This window comes from Dyadobacter bucti (assembly GCF_005869225.1).
Lineage (GTDB): Bacteria > Bacteroidota > Bacteroidia > Cytophagales > Spirosomataceae > Dyadobacter > Dyadobacter bucti.
Genome location: NZ_SWFP01000011.1, coordinates 149515 through 172356, shown reverse-complemented (window position 1 = coordinate 172356; position 22842 = coordinate 149515). Strand labels below are relative to the sequence as shown.

Here is a 22842-nt window from a genome sequence, read left to right as displayed (position 1 = left end):
TATAACAATGAAAAAGAAATTACATATTCTGCTGACCCTGGTCGGCATGCTGTTGATAAATAATGCGTGTACGGACCTGAAAGAGGAGGTATTGGACGAAACATTAGGTAAAACCCTGACTGACCAGGAGGCTGCCGACGGCATTATCGCTCCTGTTTATGCACTTCTGCCAAACATTTTCCAGCATACAACGTACTTCGCATTGCAGGAAATCTCGACAGATGAGGCTATTCTCCCCTATCGAGGCGGAACCGACTGGGGTGACAATGGTATTTACCTTGCTCTTCATGCACATAATACAACCAGTACCGATCCCAATGTAAGGAATACCTGGGACAACCTGGTTCAGTCCATTTCCAGGTCAATTACAGCAATTAATACCCTGCCTACGCTCAACAATGCCAATGCTCCGCTTTACTTGGCCGAGGCAAGGGGCATGCGGGCTTACTACTCGATGCTGACGCTTGATTTGTTCGGGGTTGTTTTTGTGAAAGATGATCCGGGTTCGCCTTCAAAAATTATCCGTGGAGATGAAGCGGTCAAGTACATTGAAAGCGAACTACTGGCAATAGAGCCTTTGGTACAACCTAAAACAGCAGTTGGCCCGGGCCGTCTGAACCAGGCTGCGGTTTGGGGGTTATTGTCAAGATTATATCTCAATGCCGCGGTGTACCGGAATATTTACGGAGCCACTTTTGATTTCAAAGCGGAGGATATGGACAAAGTGATCCAGTACACCGACAAGATCATTGCTTCCGGCCAGGCACAACTTTCGAGCGATTATTTTGCGGTTTTTGGCAACAACAACCATACAAACCCCGAACTGATCTTCGCAGTAGACCAGCGGCCGGAGCTGAATGGCCATAACCGTATGGCTTACTTTTCGATCTCGGGAGACCAGTTTCCACTAGCCCAGTTCCCGGGCGCCAACGGAACCGATGGACCAGGTATCACTTCCGATTTTTACAAAACCTGGGTAGATGCCTACGGTGCAGTTGATCCGAAAAGAGATCCGAGATTTTACAAAGAAAACATGTCCGTTTACTCCAATCCGGCTGATACCTGTTTAAATGATGCAGATTACAAAATCAACCGCGGGATTCTCAGAGGTCAGCAGTACGGTGCTTTGCGGGTGAATGGTGCGTTTTTAAGATGTCCCGACGGAAAATTAAAAGTCGGAAAACTGGGCTATGTGACCAGAAGCAAACCGGAACTTGCAGTAAACTTTACAGAGCTGATTGATTTCACAACAGCCGGAAGCAACTACAACTCAGGTTACCGGGTTGAAAAGTACGAGTTCAGCAGCGTTTCCAACACAGGCCGGAACAAGGGTGAAGCGGATATTGTGATACTCCGTCTGGCAGATATCTACATGATGCGTGCCGAAGCCAAATTGCGTAAAGGCGATGCAGCCAGTGCGCTGGCCGACGTAAATCTTGTGCGTGCTTCCCGCACTGCAACGCTGCCTCCTCCTGCGTTAACGACCATGAACCTCGACCTGCTTTTCCGTGAAAGGGGATTTGAGTTCTACTGGGAAATGCTTCGCAGAAGTGATATGATCCGCTTTGGAAAATACGAAGGTAAGTGGACAGAAAAGACAAATACAGATGTCCACAAACGCATCTTCCCGATCCCGCAAACTGCTATCGACGGGGCATCGAATCTGCCGGGGTATATGCAGCAGAATGAAGGATATTAGGAGTTAACAAGACAGGGTAACTAAGTTAAAAATCCCGTCAGGTGTTTGCCTGGCGGGATTTTTTTGATTGCATGTATAATTGCTTTATACTATCGGCTACTGATTGCCTGATCGTTACTTTTCTGATGCCCGTTCATTGATCGTTAAACTTCAAACATTTACTCCTCTGAGCTCGGTTCCAACACCCTGGCACTTTCGAAAGTATTCACAAATGTCTGACGGACTCGCACCGATTTGTTCAAATACGGTATCCAGATCGCAGACTGAATAATTTGCCTGAAGACCTGGTTCAACTGAGAATCATAATTGTTGCCTGAAACGCCGTAAAGAAAATATGCCGCCGCAGTATCCGCTATAACAAATAGCAGGTTTCCTCCCATATAAACAGAATATAGCATAGGAAAAGAATCTCGCTTTTTGAAAAACAGAAAATTCAGCAACACAGAAAAGCAAACCATCATTACGTTAAAAAACATTTCAAAGAGCAGCAGCACCCTATATCCCAAAATCATCATTCCTGACCTGTCATTCAGTACATCCCAGCCGGATTTGGTATAATAAATTGATCCTGACTGATTCAGCATAGTGAATAAAATAACGAAAGGTTGAAGAGCAATCGAAATGCCGATTAGCGCAACCCATCCGCCTATTGGAATAGCAGGCTCATTTTCCTGACCGGCCAGGGGCGAGTATCTATACAGTCTGCGAAAGAAAAAGGCTGAACCACAGACAGTCAACAAAGAAAATATGACCGTCCCCCAATTCACATTACTTTTGCTGATGTCTCCAAGGTCAGCTGTGGTTAATTGATAATTAAGATTATCAGCCAGCTTCTCCATATCCGACCGGAACTGTCCTGCCAGGGCAACCGGCACATGATCCTGCCTTGTTTCATATTCGTAGGTAAGCTCCCAGACATTTTCATCATTTAAAAACTCGGATTTAAAATGTATAAGATAAGCCGCTCTTTCAATATTCCATGAATCGTGTGGTACTAACCGGGTTCCGCCTGTATGGACACGTATGGTGTAGGTATTGTGGTAGGGATATTTCAGAAAAACAGGATCCTTCCTTTTTCGGTTAGGGAGTATAGTCAGCTGATCGTAAAGTATTTTTCCCAAAATATTAAAATAATACTTTTTTCGGGTGCTGTCGTACTGCCACGCATTCTTCATCGTATACCGCTCGAAGAGCGAAAAATTGCTGGCCTCCCGCTGGTCATAAAATTCAAGAGTGTCGGACAATTCAAACTCTGCATGTTTGTACGTATCCCGATAGTAATTCAAATAACTTTCCTCTGTTTCAGAAATAACACTCTGCTGAAAGAAAGACCGGAAATCGTCAGCCTGGCCTTCAAAATAGATTGTTTTCACCTCTACACGGCCATTCGCGGCGGTGTCGCCCTCTTCCGGAAGGTAAATATCTTCCGTTACAGTCAGGTATCCCGGGTTTTGTATTGGTAGTGCAATGGGTCTCTTTTGCCCTTTCTTAAGAAGCAGACCCTGCCCGTATGGGGGGAAATTTAGTTTGGACAAAGCCCCGCCCTGCAAGGAAATAGTAGCATCGACAAAGATAATAGCATCCTGGGCATTCAGGTAAGGCCCCTCGTCCCTAAGCCGCATACGCACCACGACGTGATTGAAGTTATTAGGGGAAGGCAAATAGTCCGACAAAGATGCTCTTTTGTAAGTGTCCACCAGCAATGGATCACATTCAATATCGTTTGCCTTTAAGATGGCGCATAGTAAAAAGGCTTTGTCCTTGCAGTCTCCATAGCGTTGTTTAAATACACTGGCCGGATCATGCGGACGATGCGAATTTTCTCCAGTCTCAATCCCCATGTAACGTATATCATCCTGAACAAATCTAACCGCCGTTTCGATAAATTGAATAGTGCTTATACTGGACTTTTTCCATTCGTCAACCTTATCTTTCAATGCACCTGTGATAGCTGGCACTTGATAAAAATTCAGTCCCCAGTCGACCACTTCTTTCCAGCTTTTGTATTCTGTTACCTGTACAAAAGGCTGCTTATTGTACCAAAACGGCACATTGTCATCGTACGGAATATTCTTAACATTTTTCAAGTCCCACTCGTGAGCCTCCCCTTCTTGCGTGACTTTGATGGTTTTTACGGGAGGTTTATTAAAGTCTTTGAACAAAATCTCCCTACCCTTTTTTGCAATAATAGCATAATGGATGTGCGATGTGTAATCATAGGTATAGAAACTCAGATTGCGGGAGTACTTATTTTGAAAGACTGGGTTCCAGCCTTTACGGGAAAAAGAAACTTCTATCCTGTCCCCCTTCCTGATGTCTTTCAGAATCACAGACGCAGAATAGTATCCGTTGTAAATGAATCGCTGCCGGTCCGTTTCCAACGGTAAAATATTGAAATTTGATCGATTCAACTGCGGGATAGCCTGCCCGTTGCGCCAAATTATGATGTTATGAAAAGTCAAATTTTCATACATGGGGTCAAACGTTACCGAAACCTCGGACCCGTTCTGGATACCGCTTTCATTTACAATTTGCCGGATAAACCGCTCATAGGTTGTCTTTTTATCCAGATTTACCTGCGTGTCGGAAAAAGACAGGTAATAACCGCCCGAAAACTCTTTTAGAGAAGGGGCCTTACCTCCCGGAATTACGGGAACCACCCAGGAAGGAGCAGGAGAAATTTGAATAGCGGGGACTGCAAACGCTCGGGTCACTGCAAAAACGAAAGCCAGAAATACAATCCATCGAACTTTAACGAAGGTAGAGGTAATGGTCAATTTATAAGGGTATAGATGAAGGATTTTCTAATGTAAAGATATTTTTGTTAACGACCAGCGAGGAAGTTTCAAATTTCAATCTGGATCCTAACCTTTCCCCCAAGCCCCTTTTCAACTATTTCAAAAAGTGTTTTCAACGTAAGATTGCTGCCATCGTTTTCAACCCTGGATATGTATTCTCTTTTTTTCGAAACAATTTCAGCGAGTTCCGATTGTGTAAGATTTTTATCTTCCCTTGCCTTTTTCAAAAGCAGCCCGATCTTGAAACCTTCAAAATCTCTTTCAAGGTCCTTTCTCCGGGTGGTTCCTTTGGCACCATATACACGATCTTTAATTTCGGACCAGCTTGTCGTATCGATCTTATCTGCTTTTTTGTTCATAGTATGCATTCATTAAAAAGGTTGCTTTATCTATTTCGCTTTTCGGTGTCTTTTGTGTTTTCTTCTGAAATCCATTGAGCAAAATCACAAGTTTGTCATGATCGAAAAAACAGAAAACCCTCCAGATGTTCGAACCAAGTTGTATTCTGGCCTCATACAGGCCTTTCGATTCCTGTATATGTTTCAAGTAACCGGAAGGAACTCTCTGCAATGTTTCGATTGCATCAATTATCTTGAAAATTTTATCCTGAACCTTTTGAGGCTGATCTAACAAAAACTCTTCGAAATAGTTCTGGAATGCAATTACGTCTCTTATTTTTAACGCCAAAAAGGTAACTTAAAAGTTACTAAGTTCACCTCTACTTAGACGTTTGCCTTACCAAATGTTCACATTTTTAAAAATCAAATCCGCAATGAACTTTCCCTTATAATCAGCTCGGAAGGCAACACGATATTTTCGTGAACGAAATCACCGGAGCCGTTTACCTGGTTCAGAAACAGCCTCGAAGCCTCCATACCAATTTTCCGTCCTGGCCTGCTGACGGTGGTAAGAGAAGGAAATGTGTATGCGGATATCGGTGAATTGTCGAACCCGACCAGGCCCATGTCCTGCGGTATTCGCAAGCCTCTGTCTTTTACAACCCGCATCGCCCCGATTGCAACCTGGTCGTTGGCCCCGAAAATCGCATCGGGAGGCGATGCCATGTCCAGCAGCCGTTTGGTGGGTACAATGGCACTTTCCACTTTGAAATTGGTATTGATGATCAACTCTTCCTGCACCGGCATGTCATACTTTTTCAGGCAATCCACATAGCCTTTGAAACGCTGCTCGGAAACAGTCAGCCCGTTTGGCCCTTTCAGGTGTGCGATCTTCTTGTACCCAATGCTGATCAGATGCTCGACGGCCGCAAAAGCACCGTGGTAGTCGTCAACCGTAGCCCGGCTGGTTTCAAAATCCTCATATTCGCGATCGATGAATATCAGCGGTGTTTTCCGCTGGATCACATTTTCCAGATGCTCGTAATAGCCCGAATCATAAGTTTCCTGGGAGACAGATAAAAATATCCCTTCTGTCCTGTTCGACAGCAGTTTGGAGAGATACTCTTTTTCCAGAAGATAGTTTTCGTTGGTCACGCAAATGTTCAACGTATAGCCCATAGGTTGCAGCACGGTGTGCAGCCCTTCGATCACCGCAGTTTCATAATAATTGCTGATCGTAGGCACGACCACACCCAGGGAAGCGGTTTTTTTATTGAGCAGGCTCAATGACACCTCATTCCGCTGATAACCTACTTCACGGGCATATTCCTGGATGTTTTTCCGGGTATCCTCATTGATCGCGGGATGGTCGTTCAACGCTCTGGAGACCGTGGAAGGAGAGCAGCGAAAGCGGCGCGCAATGTCTTTAATAGTTACCGGACGAGAAGAATTCATTTGATGTATAATAACAATTAAAACTTATAAATTTTTTCAAACGTTTGCATTCATTATTAACATATTTACATTTTGTGTTTAATTTATACAACACTATCATTGTACAAATGTAATTGAAATGCACAATGAGCGACCTGCTAGTTAAACCCAAAGCTGACCAAAAAACCTACCATTCCCTCACCAGTCAGCAAGCGGGCTGGACTTATTTAAACTTTGAAGCGAAAATACTCGATGTGAATGAACAATTGTCCGCCAACACCGGTGAATATGAATACTGCATCGTGTTGCTGGGCGGCAATTTTAAAGTTGAGGCCGCCGGACAGACCTGGGAAACACGCAACGGTCGCAAAAATGTTTTCAGCGGGATCGGGCATGCTATGTACTTATCCAGGAATACTGATTTTACTTTAACCGCTCTGTCACCAGATACGGACATTGCGATATGCCGGGTTGCGTCGGACGAAGACCATCCGCCGAGAATGAAACGTCCCGAAGAAGCTGCTATTGAATACCGGGGTGGGGATAATGCCAACCGCCAGATCAACAGTCTGCTGGAACCGGGATTTGACTGCCACAAAATTGTTTGCGTGGAAGTGTACACACCTTCCGGCAACTGGAGTTCTTTCCCCGCACACAAACACGATGAACGAAAAACAGATGCGGAAGGAAACCTGACGGAGGCTAATCTCGAAGAAATTTATTTTTACAAGATAGACAAACCGCAAGGCTACGCCATCCAGCAGGTTTATACTGAGGACCGCTCACTGGACGAGATCGTGCGTGTGAAAAATAACGAGGCCGTACTCGTACCAAGAGGCTATCACCCAGTGGTGGCAGGGCACGGGTACAATGTATATTATCTCAATTTTCTCGCCGGCAGCGATCAGTCCCTGGCAAATACGTCCGATCCCGACCACGACTGGATCTACGGCACCTGGAAAGGATCTGATCCGAGATTACCGATTGTGACTGCAGAAATGAATGGGTAGGGAGCAGAAGCCTTCGACCGTCGGCTTTCGGCAAATCATGACAACAAATGACCACTCATGACAGTCCCTGACCATGCATGACCAAAAATGACGACCAATAACAATACCCGGCAGTCCATAATTTAAAAGCATCCACACCCAAACCGACGGCTGACCGCCGAAAGCCGAAAGTCTCCAGATATGAAAAAATACGATTTACTGACCCTGGGCCGCTCGTCTATTGATCTTTACTCAGCGAATGTCGGCAGCCCTTTTGAAAAAATTGAGGCATTCAATGCTTTTGTAGGGGGTTGTCCGCTGAATATTGCGACAGGCAGCCAGCGACTGGGTTTACAAACGGCCATTCTTACCGGAATTGGCAATGATCAGGTCGGGAATTTTATCAAGTACTTCCTTGATCAGGAAGGAATCAGCACGGAGTGGGTACCTACGATCGAAGGTACCAGAAGTTCTGCCGTCGTACTGGGTATAGAGCCTCCAGATCGGTTTCCGTTGGTCTATTATCGTGAAAATTGCGCCGATATCAACCTGAATATCGATCACGTAGACGCGATACCGTTCCAGGATTTCAAGGCAGCGGCGTTTTCAGGAACCGCGTTCAGTAAAGACCCGAGCCGGACCGCCATGTTCTACGCTTTGGAACTTGCCAAAAAACATCAGGTTACCCGTATCCTGGACATCGATTTTCGGGCAGACCAGTGGTTTGACCCACGTGCGTTTGGTGTGACTTTGCGCGCTTCCCTGCCCAGTTTCAATATTGTAGTAGGCACTGAAGAAGAAATCCTTGCGACTTTCCTGACGGACAAGGAACAGCTGCTGATCAAGCACCAGCAGATCTCGGCCCCTGAAATCCGCGGAAATATCGAGAATGCTATCGGTGAAATCTTGCAGTCAGGGGTGGAAACGTTGGTCGTGAAACGCGGAAAAGACGGCGCATCTATTTTTCAGCCGGGAAAAGATGAGGTGAAGGTCCCCGGATTCCCGGTTGAAGTACTGAATGTGCTCGGTGCCGGAGATGCTTTCTGCGCCGGATTTTCATTCGGATTGCTCAGCGGGTGGGATTTGTATAAAAGTGTCAGAATGGGAAATGCCTGCGGAGCGATTATCGTAACCCGAGAAGGCTGCGCGAATTTTATGCCCACGCATGAAGAAGTAATGGACTTTGTGTCCGGCTACGGCGGGCTTTAACAATTAATATTTATCAGGTCTCAGATCAGCATATGCCGAGACCACATTTACCAAATACATGGAAAAACTAAAAAATTATATCAACGGACAATGGGTAGACAGCCATTCTACCCATTTTGTAAACGTAGTCAACCCGGCCAGCCAGGAAGTACTTGCGCAGGTCCCTTACGGAACGGAACAGGACGTCGCCGATGCAGCAGAAGCTGCGCAGCAGGGTTTTCAGGAATGGAGAAATACGCCGGTCTCCAAACGGGTTCAGTATTTATTTAAACTGAAAACCATTCTCGAAGACAACCTGGACGATATCTCCCGTACCATCGTGCTGGAATCCGGCAAAACATACCTGGAAGCCAGGGCTGAAATTGTCAGGGCTATTGAAAACGTAGAAAACGCCTGCGGAACGCCCACACTGATGCAGGGCGAGTTTTCGGAAGACATTGCAAAAGGTATCGACGAATACATGATCCGCCAGCCGCTCGGCATTTGCGCCTGTATCGCCCCTTTCAATTTCCCGGGGATGATTACTTTCTGGTTTTTACCTTACGCGTTGGCTTGCGGCAACAGTTATATCATCAAGCCGTCCGAAAAAGTACCGCTCACAATGACCAAAATCGTCGGCCTGATGGATCAGCTGGATTTACCAAAAGGTGTCCTGAACCTTGTACAGGGAGCACGTGAAGTGGTTGACGGAATCCTGGAACATCCGGATATCAAAGGCATCAGCTTTGTAGGCTCGTCGAATGTGGCCCGCTATGTTTATTCCAAAGGTGCAGCTTACGGAAAACGTGTACAGGCACAAGGCGGGGCCAAAAACCCTGTGATCGTGTTACCCGACGCGGACATTGAAATGACATCCCAGATCGTGATCGACAGTGTATATGGATGTGCCGGACAACGTTGCCTCGCTGCTTCTACGATTATCACGGTGGGTGACCATAAGGATATTACCGAAAGCCTGGTTGAGTCGGCAAAAACACGCAAAACAGGTTTCGGGCTGGAAAGCGACGTATTGATGGGACCTGTAATCACACCTGAAAGCAAACGCCGCGTGCAGGGCCTGATTGAACAGGGTGTTAACGAAGGAGGCAGGCTGCTGGTCGATGGAAGAAACCCTGATGTCAACGGTTTCGAACAAGGTAATTTCATTGGCCCGACCATCATCGAGGACATTCCTTTGGACGGCGAGCTGGCAACAACAGAGATTTTCGGGCCGGTACTGAGCCTGGTTCACATCAATACAATCGACGAAGCGATACGTTTTATCAACTCCGGGAAATATGGAAACATGGCCTGTATATTCACCAGCAGTGGGTTGAACGCGCGTAAATTCCGCCACGAAGCCGAAGCCGGGAACATCGGGATCAATATTGGTGTCGCGGCCCCGGTTGCACAGTTTCCTTTTTCAGGATGGAAAGAAAGTTTTTACGGCGACCTCCACGGACAAGGCAAGCATGCCATTGAATTTTTTACCCAGACCAAAGTGGTCATCGAACGGTGGCTGAAAGAATGGAACAGAAAGTTTTAACCGCTTTCGACCGGCGGCTGTCAGCCATCGGCCTTGACCAGCTTTTTGAAATTTTTGATTATTTATAAACAACAACAACGAGCCAAACATCGCCGAAAGCTGAGAGCCGACGGCCGAAAGCTCTAAATAATCCTAACCCAATGACAAGAAAACTTAAAACCGGTGTAATCGGACTAGGAAGGATCGGTCAGATCCATCTCAGCAACCTAGTCCACCATATGCCCGATGCGGAGGTAATTATTGCCTCGGATCTTTCACCTGCGTCGCATGCCTTTGCCCATGGCATCGGTGTCTCGAACGTCACTACCGATGCCTACGATGTGATCAACCACCCGGATGTGGAGGCAGTGATCATCTGCTCGCCCACTCCTTTTCACGTGCCCTACACAGTTGCGGCAGCGAAGCAGAAAAAGCATGTGTTTTGTGAAAAACCCCTTGATGTGACGCTGGATGCCATTCAGGCTGCAGAAAAAGCTGTGAGCGAGAACAACGTCAAATTAATGCTGGGTTTTAACCGACGCTTCGATGCCAATTTCAGTAATGTACGCAGCCTCGTGGAAGCGGATAAAATCGGGGATCCGCATATCCTGCGCATTACCAGCCGAGATCCGGCGCCGCCGCCTGTAGAATACCTTAAAATTTCCGGCGGGATTTTTCTGGACATGTCTATCCATGATTTTGATATGGCCCGGTATATTGTGGGCAGCGAGGTGAAAGAGGTGTTTGTAAAAGGCGATGCGCTCATTCATCCGGAAATCAGAGAATTCGGGGATATAGACACAGCCGTTATCGTACTGACGTTCGAAAACGGGGCTATCGGTGTGATCGACAACAGCCGGAAAGCAGTATATGGCTACGATCAGCGACTGGAGATATTCGGGTCAAAAGGGATGGCAAAAGCAGAAAACAATACGTCCGATACGCTTGTGCACTTTGACAGCAACGGCGGGCATATTTCGCTGCCGCTGCATTTCTTCCTCGAACGTTATGAAACCGCCTATCGTGTTTGCCTGAAATCATTTATCGACTGTGTCCTGAACGATACACCGTCCCCGGTCGATGCCCACGACGGACTCATGGCAACCGCTATCGGTATCGCAGCCATGAAATCACTAACCGAAGGAAGAAGTGTGAAACTCGATGAGGTTTTGCAGCATGGGTATTTGGTGATGTAGCAGGAAAAAGCTGTCATTTATGGCCAGGTGTGGTCATTCGTTGTCATTTATGGTCATTTGTAGTCATTGATTGTAACGTTTAGTCATGGATGGGAAGAGGTAAAAGTATTGGGAAAGTTTATAAGTTTGGCGCGAAAATAAACCCCGAAACACCACAAAAAATGACTACAAATGACAATCCCTGACTATAAATGACCATCCATGACCACAAATGACCACCCACGACAGCAAATGACCACGAATGACAATAAATGACCAAAAAATGACAATAATTTCCCAAGAAATACCCTTTTCCATTCACTAACTCCGCATCAGAATGTCCAATACCGGTTTGCAATCGCTGGATTACGTAGTATTTTTTATTTATTTGATAGGCGTCTCTGCTTATGGCTATTGGATTTACAAGAAAAAAAGCGCGAAGGAAGTCAGCTCAACTGACTACTTCCTGGCAGAAGGCTCTTTGACATTCTGGGCAATCGGTGCATCGATTATTGCCTCCAATATCTCCGCTGAGCACTTTATTGGCATGTCGGGCTCAGGGTTTGCGATCGGGCTGGCTATTTCTTCCTATGAATGGATGGCCGCTGCTTCGCTTATTGTCGTAGCGTTGTTTATCCTGCCGGTTTATCTCAAAAATAAGATCTATACCATGCCCCAATTCCTGAGGCAACGGTATAATCCTACAGTAGCTACAATCATGGCGGTATTCTGGCTGCTGCTATACGTTTTCGTAAACCTGACTTCGATCCTGTACCTCGGAGCATTGGCTTTGGAAGTAACCGCCGGGCTCGACTTTACGTATGGCATCATCGGCCTCGGCGTATTTGCTGTGATCATCACCATCGGAGGCATGAAAGTGATCGGCTATACCGATGTGGTTCAGGTAATTGTACTGGTATTGGGCGGACTGGCCACAACCTATCTCGCATTGGACCTTGTTTCCACGCATTTCAATAAACCCGGGATTTTTAATGCGCTGGGGTTGCTGAAAGACCAGGCCGATTCACATTTCCACATGATCCTGCCCAAAGAAAATCCTTTCTACAAGGACCTTCCGGGCTTGTCGGTCATCATTGGAGCAATGTGGATCAACAATCTGGCTTATTTCGGATGCAACCAATATATTATACAGAGAAGCCTGGGTGCGGATTTATCCACTGCCAGAAAGGGGATTCTGTTTGCCGCTCTTCTGAAACTGCTCATTCCGATCATCGTGGTAATACCCGGAATCGCGGCATTTGTATTATACCAAAACGGCATGTTCCAGCAGGAAATGCTCGATGCGGGCGGTGTGGTTAAGCCGGATCATGCATACCCTGTTCTGCTGAATCTGTTACCGGCGGGGCTGAAAGGAATGGCCTTCGCCGCTTTGACAGCCGCCATAGTAGCTTCTCTTGCGGGAAAAGCCAACAGTATTTCCACCATTTTCACCCTGGATATTTACAAACAATATATCGCCCCGCAAGCCAGCGAAAAACAGCTTGTAAGGATCGGAAGGTATACAATATGGGTGGCGATGGCGATTGGTGTGCTGATCGCCCCGCAATTAAGGGTACTGGATCAGGCATATCAGTTTATTCAGGAATACAGCAGTTTTATTACACCCGGCGTATTTGCTATATTCATTTTCGGGATGTTCTGGAAAAGAACCACGTCGGCAGCGGCCCTCACAGCGGCTTTGCTGACCATACCGCTTTCAACCGCAGGTAAATTCTTGTGGCCAAATATTCCATTCCTGGATCGTATGGGCATTATTTTCCTGATATTATCTGCTATTATCATCATCATGACCGTAGCGGACCCAAAGAGTAAAACCAATCCGAAAGGACTGGAAATCGACGGCTCCATGTTCAGCCCTGGCAAAAGCTTTGTCATCGGATCCATCATGATTTGCGGAGTACTGGCTGCGTTGTATACGGTGTTTTGGTAAGGAGGCGGTCGGCTTTCGGCATGCGGGGAGCTTGATGGAGAAAATATTGTAAATTTTATAAACAAAAAACGTCGGCCGATAGCTGAAAGCCGACAGCCTAAAACGAGGCCGACAGCCGACAGCTCAAAGCCGATAGCCCAAATAATGCTTCTAACAACCAAACAACTCTTCCAGAAATGCTACGGCCGTTATGCAATTCCGGCGGTGAATGTGTTTTTTATGGAAGAAATACATGGACTTTTTGCTGCGGCACAGGAAGCTGAATCTCCCTTCATTGTGCAGACAACACCTTTTGCCCGTGATTATGCCCATGCAGATATGTTGCTGTCCATGATACAGTCGGCGGCGCGAATATATCCGGACGTAACCTTCGCGGTGCATATGGACCACGGCTATGAAGAGCACATTTTTGATGCCATTGAAAAAGGCGGATACACGTCAGTCATGATCGATGCGTCACATGATGATTTTGATAAAAATGTGGCCCGTACACGGGAAGTAGTCGCCCGGGCCCATGCCAAAAACATCAGCGTAGAGGCCGAGCTCGGCGTTCTGGCAGGTGTGGAGGACGACCTTACTGTGGATGCTTCCCATTCATTTTACACCAACCCGCAGGAAGTGGAGGATTTTGTGAAAGCAACTGATTGTGATAGCCTGGCCATTGCGGTCGGTACCAGCCACGGAGCGTATAAATTTTCAGGGGGACAGGGTCTTCAGTTTCACATTCTGGAAGAGATCCAGAACCGCTTACCAGGATTCCCGCTGGTACTTCATGGCGGCTCCAACGTAGTACCCGAAGTAGTGGAACGCATTAACGCAGCCGGCGGCAACCTGAAAACAGACGCAAAGGGCGTGCAGGAGGAAGAGATCAGAAAGGCGATCCCGCTGGGTATTTGCAAAATAAATATAGCAACCGATACCCGATTGCTATGGACGATGGTCAACCGGGAATTTTTTCGAGACAAACCAGATGAATTTGCCCCTACCACGCCTGGAAAGATCTTTATGGAAGAATACAGGAAGTTTATGTTAAAGAAATTTGAATTGTTCGGATCGGCAGGAAAAGCCGGTGAATTTCAATCCGCTGAGTACGCAGTAAAGTCTTAAAGGAAAAATCAGATGACCAGACGACTAACCGTAGCCCAGGCTACCATAACATTTTTAAAAAACCAGTATATCGAACGCGATGGTGTTGAGGCACCTTACTTCGGCGGGTGTTTCGGTATTTTCGGCCACGGAAACGTAGCGGGTCTGGGGCAGGCATTGCAGGAAAATCCCGATTTTCGCTACTACCAGTGCCGGAACGAACAATCAATGGTGCATACAGCCGTTGCCTATGCCAAGGTAAAAAACCGCCTTGGAGCATTTGTTTGTACCACTTCCATAGGCCCCGGAGCAACAAATATGATCACCGGCGCAGCACTCGCGACCATAAACCGGCTTCCGGTGTTGCTTTTGCCCGGTGACATTTTTGCTACCCGCGAACCCAATCCGGTTTTACAGCAACTCGAAAGCGCGTCCACCCAGGATATATCCGTAAATGACTGTTTCAAGCCTGTTTCCAAGTATTGGGACAGGATTAACCGTCCTGAGCAGTTGATTTATTCCTTGCCCGAGGTAATGCGGGTGCTTACGTCACAGGCAGAAACCGGCGCCGTAACATTATCCATGCCGCAAGATGTGCAAACACATGCATACGATTTCCCGGAGGACCTTTTCAGAAAAAGAGTATGGCATGTTGGGCGGCCAAGACCCGATCTTCCAACCCTCAGACAGGCGGCAGAATGGATCAAGTCTGCCAAAAAACCTGTGATCGTAGCCGGCGGCGGGGCTATTTACAGCGGTGCTTGTGATGTGCTTCACGATTTTGCCGCCAAAACCGGTATTCCGGTTGGCGAAACTTTTGCCGGGAAAGGGGCAGTACGTTATGATGCTCCTTACAGCGTCGGGGGTTTGGGTGCAACCGGTACAAAATACGCCATAGACATAGCCAATGAAGCTGATATCGTCATCGGTATCGGAACCAGGTACAGTGATTTCACAACTGCCTCCAAATCGATTTTTAAAAACCCGGGAGTCAGGTTTATCAATATCAATATCAGTGAATTTGATGCTTTTAAACACGCGGCATTGCCGGTGATCGGAGATGCAAAAGTGATACTGGAAGAGCTGGCTGATCTTTTAGGAGATTATGAAGTTGATAAAAACTACCGCGAAAAAATCAAGGACATCAACACAGCCTGGGATGACGAAGTTACGCAGATCTACGCGGAAGGAAACAGCACGGTACCTCCTATTGACCAGGCAGTTGTGATCGGGACGCTGAACAGCTTTATGGATGACAGGGATGTCATGATCAATGCATCCGGCAGCGCGCCAGGCGACCTGCACAAATTGTGGCGGGCAACGGACCCCAAGAACTTTCATCTCGAATATGGCTTTTCCTGCATGGGCTACGAAATCGCGGCAGGACTGGGCGCGAAAATGGCGGACCCGAGCCGGGAAATATATGTGATCTGCGGGGACGGAGGCTACCTGATGAACAACCATGAAATTGTAACATCGATTCAGGAAGGCGTGAAATTTACCATCCTGCTTTTAAACAATAACGGTTACGCAAGTATCGGAGGCCTTTCGGAAAGCATTGGCAGTGAACGTTTCGGGACAATGTATAAATACCGGGATGAAAAGTCAGGACAATTGTCCGGGAGCTTCCTACCAGTTGATCTGGCCAAAAATGCGGAAAGCCTGGGAGCGATAGTGATTAAGGCTACCGATCGCGCGTCTCTTGAAGCAGCCCTTGCCCAATCCAAAACCAGCGACCGAACGACTGTTATTTACATTGAAACCAGCTTGTACCGTACTGTGAAGGGTTACCACGCATGGTGGGAAGTACCAATTGCAGAAGTATCCACCTCGGCAACAGTACAAAAAGCATTCGAAACCTATCAGGAAAACAAAAAAGAACAAAGGATATTTTTATGATGGAGGAAATGGAGGAAGGAGGAAAGGGACGAAAGGTAAAAGCCCCCTCCTCCATCCTCCCCTTCCTCCCCTTCCTCCCCTTCATCCCTTTAAAAAAATGAACTTCGAAAATATAAAACTTGGAGTTGCTCCTATCAACTGGACCAACGATGATATGCCCGAGCTGGGCGGCGAGAATACATTTGAACAATGTATCAGCGAAATGGCGCTCGCCGGATTTACCGGCTGCGAGGTAGGAAACAAATTCCCGCGCGACACCAACGTGCTTCGGAAAGCGCTGGAATTAAGAGGTCTGCAGATATGCAATCAATGGAACAGCTATGAGTTGACAACCAAAACCTTTGCCGAAAACAGGAAAAACTTCACTGAACTTCTGGATTTCCTGGAAACCATGGGCGCGAAAGTGATTGGTGGTGGCGAAACGGGAAACAGCTGCCAGGGGCAAATGAACGTCCCGGTTTTCGAAGGTAAGGGTATGCTGGACAGCAAGGCAGAATGGGACAGCTTTACCTTTGGACTGAACGAACTTGGCAAAATTGCCCGTGACCGTGGCATGAAACTGGCTTTCCATCATCATATGGGTACCTGTATCCAGACAATCGAAGAAACGGACCGGCTGCTGAATGAAACGGATCCCGAAAATGTATTTCTGAACTACGACTGCGGACACTTCTATTTCGCCGGCGAAGATCCTGTCACGGCTTTGCAAAAGTATATTGGCAGAACAGCCCATATCCATTTGAAAGACGTTCGTCCGGATGTTTTACAAAGGGTGCACGATGAAAAGCTCAGCTTTCTGACGGCGGTGAAACAGGGTGTTTTTACGGTTCCCGGCGATCCGGAGGGCTGTATTGATTTTTCATCACTTTTTGCGGTCATCAAAGAAAGTGACTATCAGGGATGGATCGTATTGGAAGCAGAACAGGACCCCGCAAAGGCCAACCCGCTGGAATACGCTATTATAGCAAGGAATTTCTTTAAAGGACTCACAGGAATCTGATGGACTATATTTAATTTTTAACTAAATCGAACTTGTAATTTTTAAAGCGGCCGGATCTTTCCGGCTGCTTTTTTGTTTTGCCGCAACACTTCCGAGAGCAGGTACGTATTAACGGGTAAATACATTGAGCGGATCATTTCAATTTTCACCTGGCCTATGCTGCATCAGTTTACTTGTTTAACAAACTGATTTAATATGTTACATTTCAAAAAACGCTCACTACTGATTGTTCTCGCGGGGGCAATATGGATGTCGGGATGCAAAGACGAAGATGTTGCACCCGTCGACACCGCTCTGGCGTCGGATTCTCTCTCGGCTTACAAGTCCGTCAATACATGGTTGTATGAACTCATGGACGACGCCTATTTCTGGTACAAGAATATGCCCGCCCAGTCCAGCCTCGACGGTACCGTCAGCCCGTACCAGTATTTCGAAAAACTGGTTTACAACAGAGCAACCGTCGACCGTTTTTCGGGAATTACGGATGATGTGGATGCCATGCAAAACGAGTTCGATGGTATCAGCAAAATTTTCGGGATCAGCTATACCCTGTCCTATATTGATGAAGGCAATTCCAATATCGGCGCTTTTCTGAACTACGTGGTGAAAGGCAGCCCCGCTGAGGCGGCAGGATTAAAAAGAGGGGATATCCTTTTGAAAGTCAATGGATCTCAGCTTACAGCCGACAATTACACTTCCCTGCTTGGGAGCAATGAAACGGCTACCTTTACACTCGGCACATTGAACGGTTCCGAAATTGTGGCAAGCTCTTCGACAGTAACGATTACCAAGGCCGAAGTCAGCGAAGATCCGGTTGTATTTTCCAGCATAATCCGGAAACCTGCCTATGGAAAAACAATCGGCTACCTCGTTTATTCACAGTTCGTACCCGGTTCTTCCACCGATGCTGAAAAATATGACAATGAGCTGCGCCAGGCTTTTGCGAATTTCAAGAGCCAGGGTGTGAATGAACTGGTGCTTGATCTCAGGCTCAATTCCGGCGGGTATATCAGCTCGGCAGAGACGCTGGCCTCTCTGATCGGGAAAAATATATCCAGTTCAAAAACCTTTTATACGGAACAATGGAACGACAAATACATGGCCTACTGGAACCGGACAAATGGTACCAGTGCCCTGACATACAAATTTCTGGACGAAGCCAGCAACATTGGCAGCAATCTCAGCCGGGTATTTGTGCTGACATCGAACGGAACTGCGTCAGCCAGCGAACTGGTGATCAACGGTCTGAAGCCTTATATGGAGGTAATTACAGTCGGAGAAAATACTGCCGGGAAAAATTTGTTCGGGAAACTCATCGGCGACGACCTGAACCGCTGGAAATGGGGAGCCTATATCATGCTCGGGCAAACCGCAAACGCCAACGGCCAGTCGGATTATGGAACTGTCAACGGCATCACTCCCACTTATAACGTGGAAGATTCCAGCATTCCATACAAAGCTTTCGGTGACGAAAATGAAACTTTGCTAAGAAAAGCGCTGGACGTAATGGGCATTCCCGCACCGGTGAATTTAAGAGCGGAGGCGACAAAAAATGTAGCGACGTTCCGGAAGTTTTTCCGTGACGATTTGCGGGTACGCCCCGATCTGATGATAAAAAAAGGTGTAATTAAGGTCGAAAACCTGTAATCCTCTGCCGGTGAATTTAATGCAAAAGGGACCCTTAAAACGGGGTCCTCTTTTTGTATTTTTTTATAAATATCAAAAACTATAAAATGAGTGACAGATTTGTGTAATTTTATCTAAAAAAGACGAATACCCTCAATATCGCTCACGTCCCAGCATGAATCCGGCTTCCGGCCTTTGTATGAAATCAAGTTTACTTTTTGTATTAATCTTCTTCTCTACTCTGGTTTGCGCTCTTGCCCAGACGATCAATCACACCTACCGTTTCGAAAATAATTTTGAAGTACAGAAACTGCAATGCGCGCCGAATCTGGCATCGGTTCAGGCCGCAGGAAACTGTACGGATAGCCCTATATCCGGTGATTTCGTTGACGAAATCCTTTCATGCAGCCGAAACAGAAAGGTATATCACACCAACCTGAACTGGGGACTGATGTACCCGAATACCGAGGGCATCGTAGACGAGACTTACACCATTCAGATGTATGTCAAAATTACGGACTGGGGGCCGGCGCAATGGGCACGTATCCTTGACTTCTCGGACGGGCAGCTGGACGAAGGTATTTATTTCAAAAGTACCGATGATACCGAAGACCGTTGCCTGGACTTTAATCCCTACGGAACAGCAGGCATTTGCCCGGCATTTAAAAAATCAACATATTACCTGCTGACCTTCACCCGTAACGGGGCCCGTAATATACTGGACGTTTATGTGGACAACACCCTGTTTATTTCTTACAATGACTCGGAAAAACGATATGTTGGCAAGCCTGGTGTCCCTCTGTACTTTTTCAGGGACGATGCTGCAACTACCTGCGAGTCGGCTGCGGCCAATTTTGCATACCTTTCGCTCACCAACAAATATTTCAGCAGAAACGAGGTGGTCAGAAGCTATGCTTCTATTTGCACAACGATCAACTATTCCACGGCGGCCGATTTTTCAATTGCACCCAACCCTACCTGCGGCTACCCTGAAAAAGTAGAGATCAAATATACCGGTAGCATACCCGATCCGGGAACAGGATATACTTTCGAGTGGGGATGGGACGGCGGAACTGTCATTTCAGGTTCGGGAATGGGGCCTTATGTGGTTACCTGGGACGGAGGCGGCACCAAACATATCTCGCTGACAGTGAACAACGTCGACTGTAACAACCCGTTCGTGAATATCAAAGAACTTACCCTGAGTGATCTCGACCTAACAACGGCCCTCGAACCCGGCACCTGCGAAAAAAGTGAAGAAGGAACACTAACATTAACGGGGTCAGGCGGAATTCCGCCATTTCAATATTCGATTGATTCTGTGAATTATACACCGGATAACATCTTTAAGCTAATGCCCGCGACCTACCGGGTGTTTGTGAAAGATGCCAACAATTGTACGGTCAGGAAAATAGTAAAAGTGGAATTCTCAAGTAATATCACGCTGGAAACACTGAAAGACACTACAATTTGTGCCGGTCAGTCGGTAGTGCTGTTGACGAACAGCAACAGCCAGACATTTTCGTGGTCACCGCAAGCCGGGCTGGACAATCCGGCGGGCAAAGACCCGACGGCCGCTCCTGCTGCGACAACCCGCTACATCGTCACCGCGACCCAGGGCGTATGCTCACAATCAGACACTGTCCATGTGCGGGTAGCGCCAAAGATTGATGTATTGGTAACGCCGGATGCAACCATAGAAAGTAATGTGCCATTTCAGCTTTCTGCTTCGTCCCCCCAGGTACCCAACGCCAGTGATGCCCTTTTTATCTGGTCGCCGCCGAACGGCCTAAACGACCCTTTGAGCCCAACGCCACTGGCAACTTTACTAACCGACCAGACCTACTCTGTTGCAGTCACTTCGCCGGAGGGCTGCACCGTTTCGGCCGAGGTCAATCTGCGCGTACAAAGAGGTGACCGCGTGAATGTGCCGACAGCCTTCACCCCCAACGGCGACGGCAAAAATGAAATGCTGATGCCCATCGTTTCGGGTATCACGGGGATCAGTTATTTTAAAGTCTACAATCGCTGGGGAGAGGTTGTATTTTACACGAATGAGCTCGACAAAGGCTGGGACGGACAGTTTAAGGGCACCAAACCTGTCGCGGGAACGTATGTATGGATATTTGAGGGCACATCGGTGGACGGAAACATTATCCGTAAAAAAGGTACCGTGATGCTTCTTCAATAAGATTTTGGCATAAAAAAACCTCCAACCAAAAAGGAAAGAGGACGTTATAAAATTCAGTTGCTGTGAGCGTACGCTCAATTGATCCAGCTGAATTCATAGCTGAGTTCAGGTATTCTCGTGCGTTCTGCAATACGCCTCAATCTTGCCGGCAACGCCATGAGATAATCCCGTGCTTTTTCGGCCTGCTGGTTAATATCCCTCACAGAACCAATTTCCCATTCCAAAAGCAGAGAATCGAGGATTTCGATGTAATCGTGGGTGGTATATACACCAAGACGCTGGGCTGCATCCGAAAAGTGAGAAAAAGTATCCCCCATTTTCACGCCGGTTTCTCTCATAAAATGAGCAGGCATCACTATTTTTTTCTTCATCATGTCTTCCAGGGCCAGCAGCAGCTGAGACGGGTCAACTTCCAGAATACGGCTCACGAAGGCTTTATATGCCTTGGCGTGGCGCATTTCGTCCGAAGCGATCACACCGCAGATTTTCGACAAATGCGGATTTCCGAATTTTTTTGCCAAAGTTGCCGTCCGGCGGTGGGAAACATTCGTAGCCAGTTCCTGAAACGAGGTATATATAAAGTTCCGGTATGGGTCACGATCGGTTCCGATATCAAAACCATCAGCGATCAGGAACTGGGTTGACACTTCCATGGCCCGCATATTCACACGGCCCGATAAATACAGGTATTTATTGAGCAGGTCGCCATGACGGTTTTCCTCAGCAGTCCAGGCACGAACCCATTTCGACCAGCCCGAAGGATTATCCACCTGATCCACCCCGATCACATCCATCAGCCAGGATTCGTAGGTAGGCAATGCTTCTTCAGTAATCGTATCACCGATCAGAACAGCTATGTAATCATACGGCAGGTCGCGGCAACTTTCCTGCAGCAACTTCACTTCACTAAAAAAATTATCGTTGCTGGAATCCGGCAAAAAATCAGTAGGCTGCCAATTCTCCTCAATGGGCTTCAGGTATTCAGCCATCAGCGCATCCAGATCTTTTCCTACATGTTGCATGACTTCAAGTCTTTCTGCTGAAAGTGCGGTTTCCATTATCAATTCAGTTTAAACACAAAATACTATTTCACAAATTACGTAAATTAAAAGTAAGTTTTGAATGATAAATATCATTTCCTGCCCTACAAATTAGAATAAGCAAACCAGTTTTAAACTATTTTTGCACAAAAAATACGAATGAAAAAAATCCTCGATTACATCCTCAGTATTATTTATCTTGTTCATTTTGGTGTGACTTTGCTCGTGTTCCATGTTATCCAGGTTGTCGCATTTAATGTATTTGGCAAAAAAGTCCATAAAGTTTGTGTCGACTACCTGAACTTCTTTTTAACCTACGGCCTGTACCTCACAGGTTCCCGCATATCTTTTCATAATTTCTCGGTAATTCCTGAAAACCGACCCGTTATTTTCGTTGCCAATCATCAGAGTACCTTCGATATCCCGGCAATCATCTGGTTTTTGAGAAAATATCATCCGCGCTTTGTATCCAAAATAGAACTAGCAAAAGGAGTGCCCAGCATATCATACAACCTGCGCAAAAGCGGGGCCGCGCTGATCAACAGAAAAGACGGCAAGCAGGCTGTTGCCGAAATTCTAAGATTGGGGAAAATGATCCATGAAGAGAAAACCTCGGCGATCATTTTCCCGGAAGGCACCCGCACCGCCAGCGGTATCATGAAACCATTCGTGCCCGGCGGCGTGGCAACATTGCTAAAACGGGCTCCTGACGCACTTATCGTGCCGGTAGCGATCAACGGAACCGGGTCATTCAATCCCAAAGGTATTTTCCCTCTGACCTCATTTTCCGATCTTTCATGGACAGCCTTGCCTGCTATCGAGCCTGATGGAAGAAAAGTAGATGAAATACTAACCGAAGCGCAGGAAGCTATAAAGAATGTACTGACTGCCGGCAAGTAGAAC

Annotated in this window: 17 protein-coding genes; 12 read left to right on the top strand and 5 right to left on the bottom strand. The window is 46.9% G+C overall.

All coding sequences use genetic code 11. The features are described from left to right. The first annotated feature begins 7 nt into the window (after positions 1–7). The gene (locus FBF61_RS29430; protein WP_138484277.1) at positions 8–1699 is read left to right on the top strand and encodes a RagB/SusD family nutrient uptake outer membrane protein; all 1692 of its coding nucleotides are present in this window, start codon (positions 8–10) and stop codon (positions 1697–1699) included. Positions 1700–1857: 158 nt separating this feature from the next. Here the strand turns inward: FBF61_RS29430 and FBF61_RS29425 are convergent, their stop codons facing one another. From FBF61_RS29425 to FBF61_RS29410, 4 genes are all read right to left on the bottom strand, one after another. Then, on the bottom strand, positions 1858–4476 hold the full coding sequence (locus FBF61_RS29425) for a DUF3857 domain-containing protein (RefSeq protein WP_138484275.1): 2619 nt from the start codon (positions 4474–4476) through the stop codon (positions 1858–1860). A 68-nt stretch (positions 4477–4544) separates the two neighbouring features. Continuing rightward, positions 4545–4856, bottom strand: coding sequence for a helix-turn-helix domain-containing protein (locus FBF61_RS29420; protein ID WP_229215278.1), 312 nt, complete (start codon positions 4854–4856; stop codon positions 4545–4547). Then, on the bottom strand, positions 4837–5130 hold the full coding sequence (locus FBF61_RS29415) for a type II toxin-antitoxin system RelE/ParE family toxin (protein ID WP_229215280.1): 294 nt from the start codon (positions 5128–5130) through the stop codon (positions 4837–4839). The genes FBF61_RS29420 and FBF61_RS29415 overlap by 20 nt, the downstream gene beginning before the upstream one ends. A 128-nt stretch (positions 5131–5258) precedes the next feature. Then, positions 5259–6290, bottom strand: coding sequence for a LacI family DNA-binding transcriptional regulator (locus tag FBF61_RS29410; RefSeq protein ID WP_138484271.1), 1032 nt, complete (start codon positions 6288–6290; stop codon positions 5259–5261). 125 nt (positions 6291–6415) lie between these two features. On the opposite strand from FBF61_RS29410, the gene iolB reads away from it, so the two are divergent. The 10 genes from iolB (at position 6416) to FBF61_RS29360 (ending at position 20899) form a co-directional block, all read left to right on the top strand. Next, positions 6416–7279: a 5-deoxy-glucuronate isomerase gene (gene iolB / locus FBF61_RS29405; RefSeq protein WP_138484269.1), complete on the top strand. Its 864-nt coding sequence runs from the start codon at positions 6416–6418 to the stop codon at positions 7277–7279. Positions 7280–7459: 180 nt separating this feature from the next. Further along, positions 7460–8467: a 5-dehydro-2-deoxygluconokinase gene (iolC, locus tag FBF61_RS29400; RefSeq protein WP_138484267.1), complete on the top strand. Its 1008-nt coding sequence runs from the start codon at positions 7460–7462 to the stop codon at positions 8465–8467. Between the two features lie 58 nt (positions 8468–8525). Next, entirely contained in the window at positions 8526–9992 is a 1467-nt protein-coding gene (locus FBF61_RS29395) for a CoA-acylating methylmalonate-semialdehyde dehydrogenase (protein WP_138484265.1), read from the top strand. A 140-nt stretch (positions 9993–10132) separates the two neighbouring features. Continuing rightward, positions 10133–11167: an inositol 2-dehydrogenase gene (gene iolG, locus FBF61_RS29390; protein ID WP_138484263.1), complete on the top strand. Its 1035-nt coding sequence runs from the start codon at positions 10133–10135 to the stop codon at positions 11165–11167. A gap of 316 nt (positions 11168–11483) precedes the next feature. Further along, a complete protein-coding gene (locus tag FBF61_RS29385) occupies positions 11484–13097 on the top strand; it encodes a sodium/sugar symporter (protein WP_138484261.1) in 1614 nt (537 codons plus the stop codon). Between the two features lie 144 nt (positions 13098–13241). Continuing rightward, a complete protein-coding gene (locus FBF61_RS29380; protein WP_138484259.1) occupies positions 13242–14204 on the top strand; it encodes a class II fructose-bisphosphate aldolase in 963 nt (320 codons plus the stop codon). A gap of 12 nt (positions 14205–14216) precedes the next feature. Beyond that, positions 14217–16082, top strand: a complete 1866-nt coding sequence (iolD, locus tag FBF61_RS29375) for a 3D-(3,5/4)-trihydroxycyclohexane-1,2-dione acylhydrolase (decyclizing) (protein ID WP_138484257.1) — start codon at positions 14217–14219, stop codon at positions 16080–16082. A gap of 97 nt (positions 16083–16179) precedes the next feature. Continuing rightward, entirely contained in the window at positions 16180–17082 is a 903-nt protein-coding gene (gene iolE, locus FBF61_RS29370) for a myo-inosose-2 dehydratase (RefSeq protein ID WP_138484254.1), read from the top strand. A gap of 195 nt (positions 17083–17277) precedes the next feature. Next, the gene (locus FBF61_RS29365) at positions 17278–18729 is read left to right on the top strand and encodes a S41 family peptidase (RefSeq protein ID WP_229215277.1); all 1452 of its coding nucleotides are present in this window, start codon (positions 17278–17280) and stop codon (positions 18727–18729) included. Between the two features lie 178 nt (positions 18730–18907). Beyond that, positions 18908–20899 carry a T9SS type B sorting domain-containing protein gene (locus tag FBF61_RS29360; protein WP_138484252.1) on the top strand — a complete coding sequence of 664 codons (1992 nt, stop codon included), beginning with the start codon at positions 18908–18910 and terminating at the stop codon, positions 20897–20899. Between the two features lie 74 nt (positions 20900–20973). Here FBF61_RS29360 and FBF61_RS29355 read toward each other — a convergent pair whose 3' ends face one another. Further along, positions 20974–21957 (bottom strand): acyl-ACP desaturase, encoded by a 984-nt coding sequence (locus FBF61_RS29355; RefSeq protein WP_138484250.1) that lies wholly within the window; start codon positions 21955–21957, stop codon positions 20974–20976. Positions 21958–22098: 141 nt separating this feature from the next. On the opposite strand from FBF61_RS29355, the gene FBF61_RS29350 reads away from it, so the two are divergent. After that, positions 22099–22839 (top strand): lysophospholipid acyltransferase family protein, encoded by a 741-nt coding sequence (locus FBF61_RS29350; protein ID WP_138484248.1) that lies wholly within the window; start codon positions 22099–22101, stop codon positions 22837–22839. Positions 22840–22842: the final 3 nt, after the last annotated feature.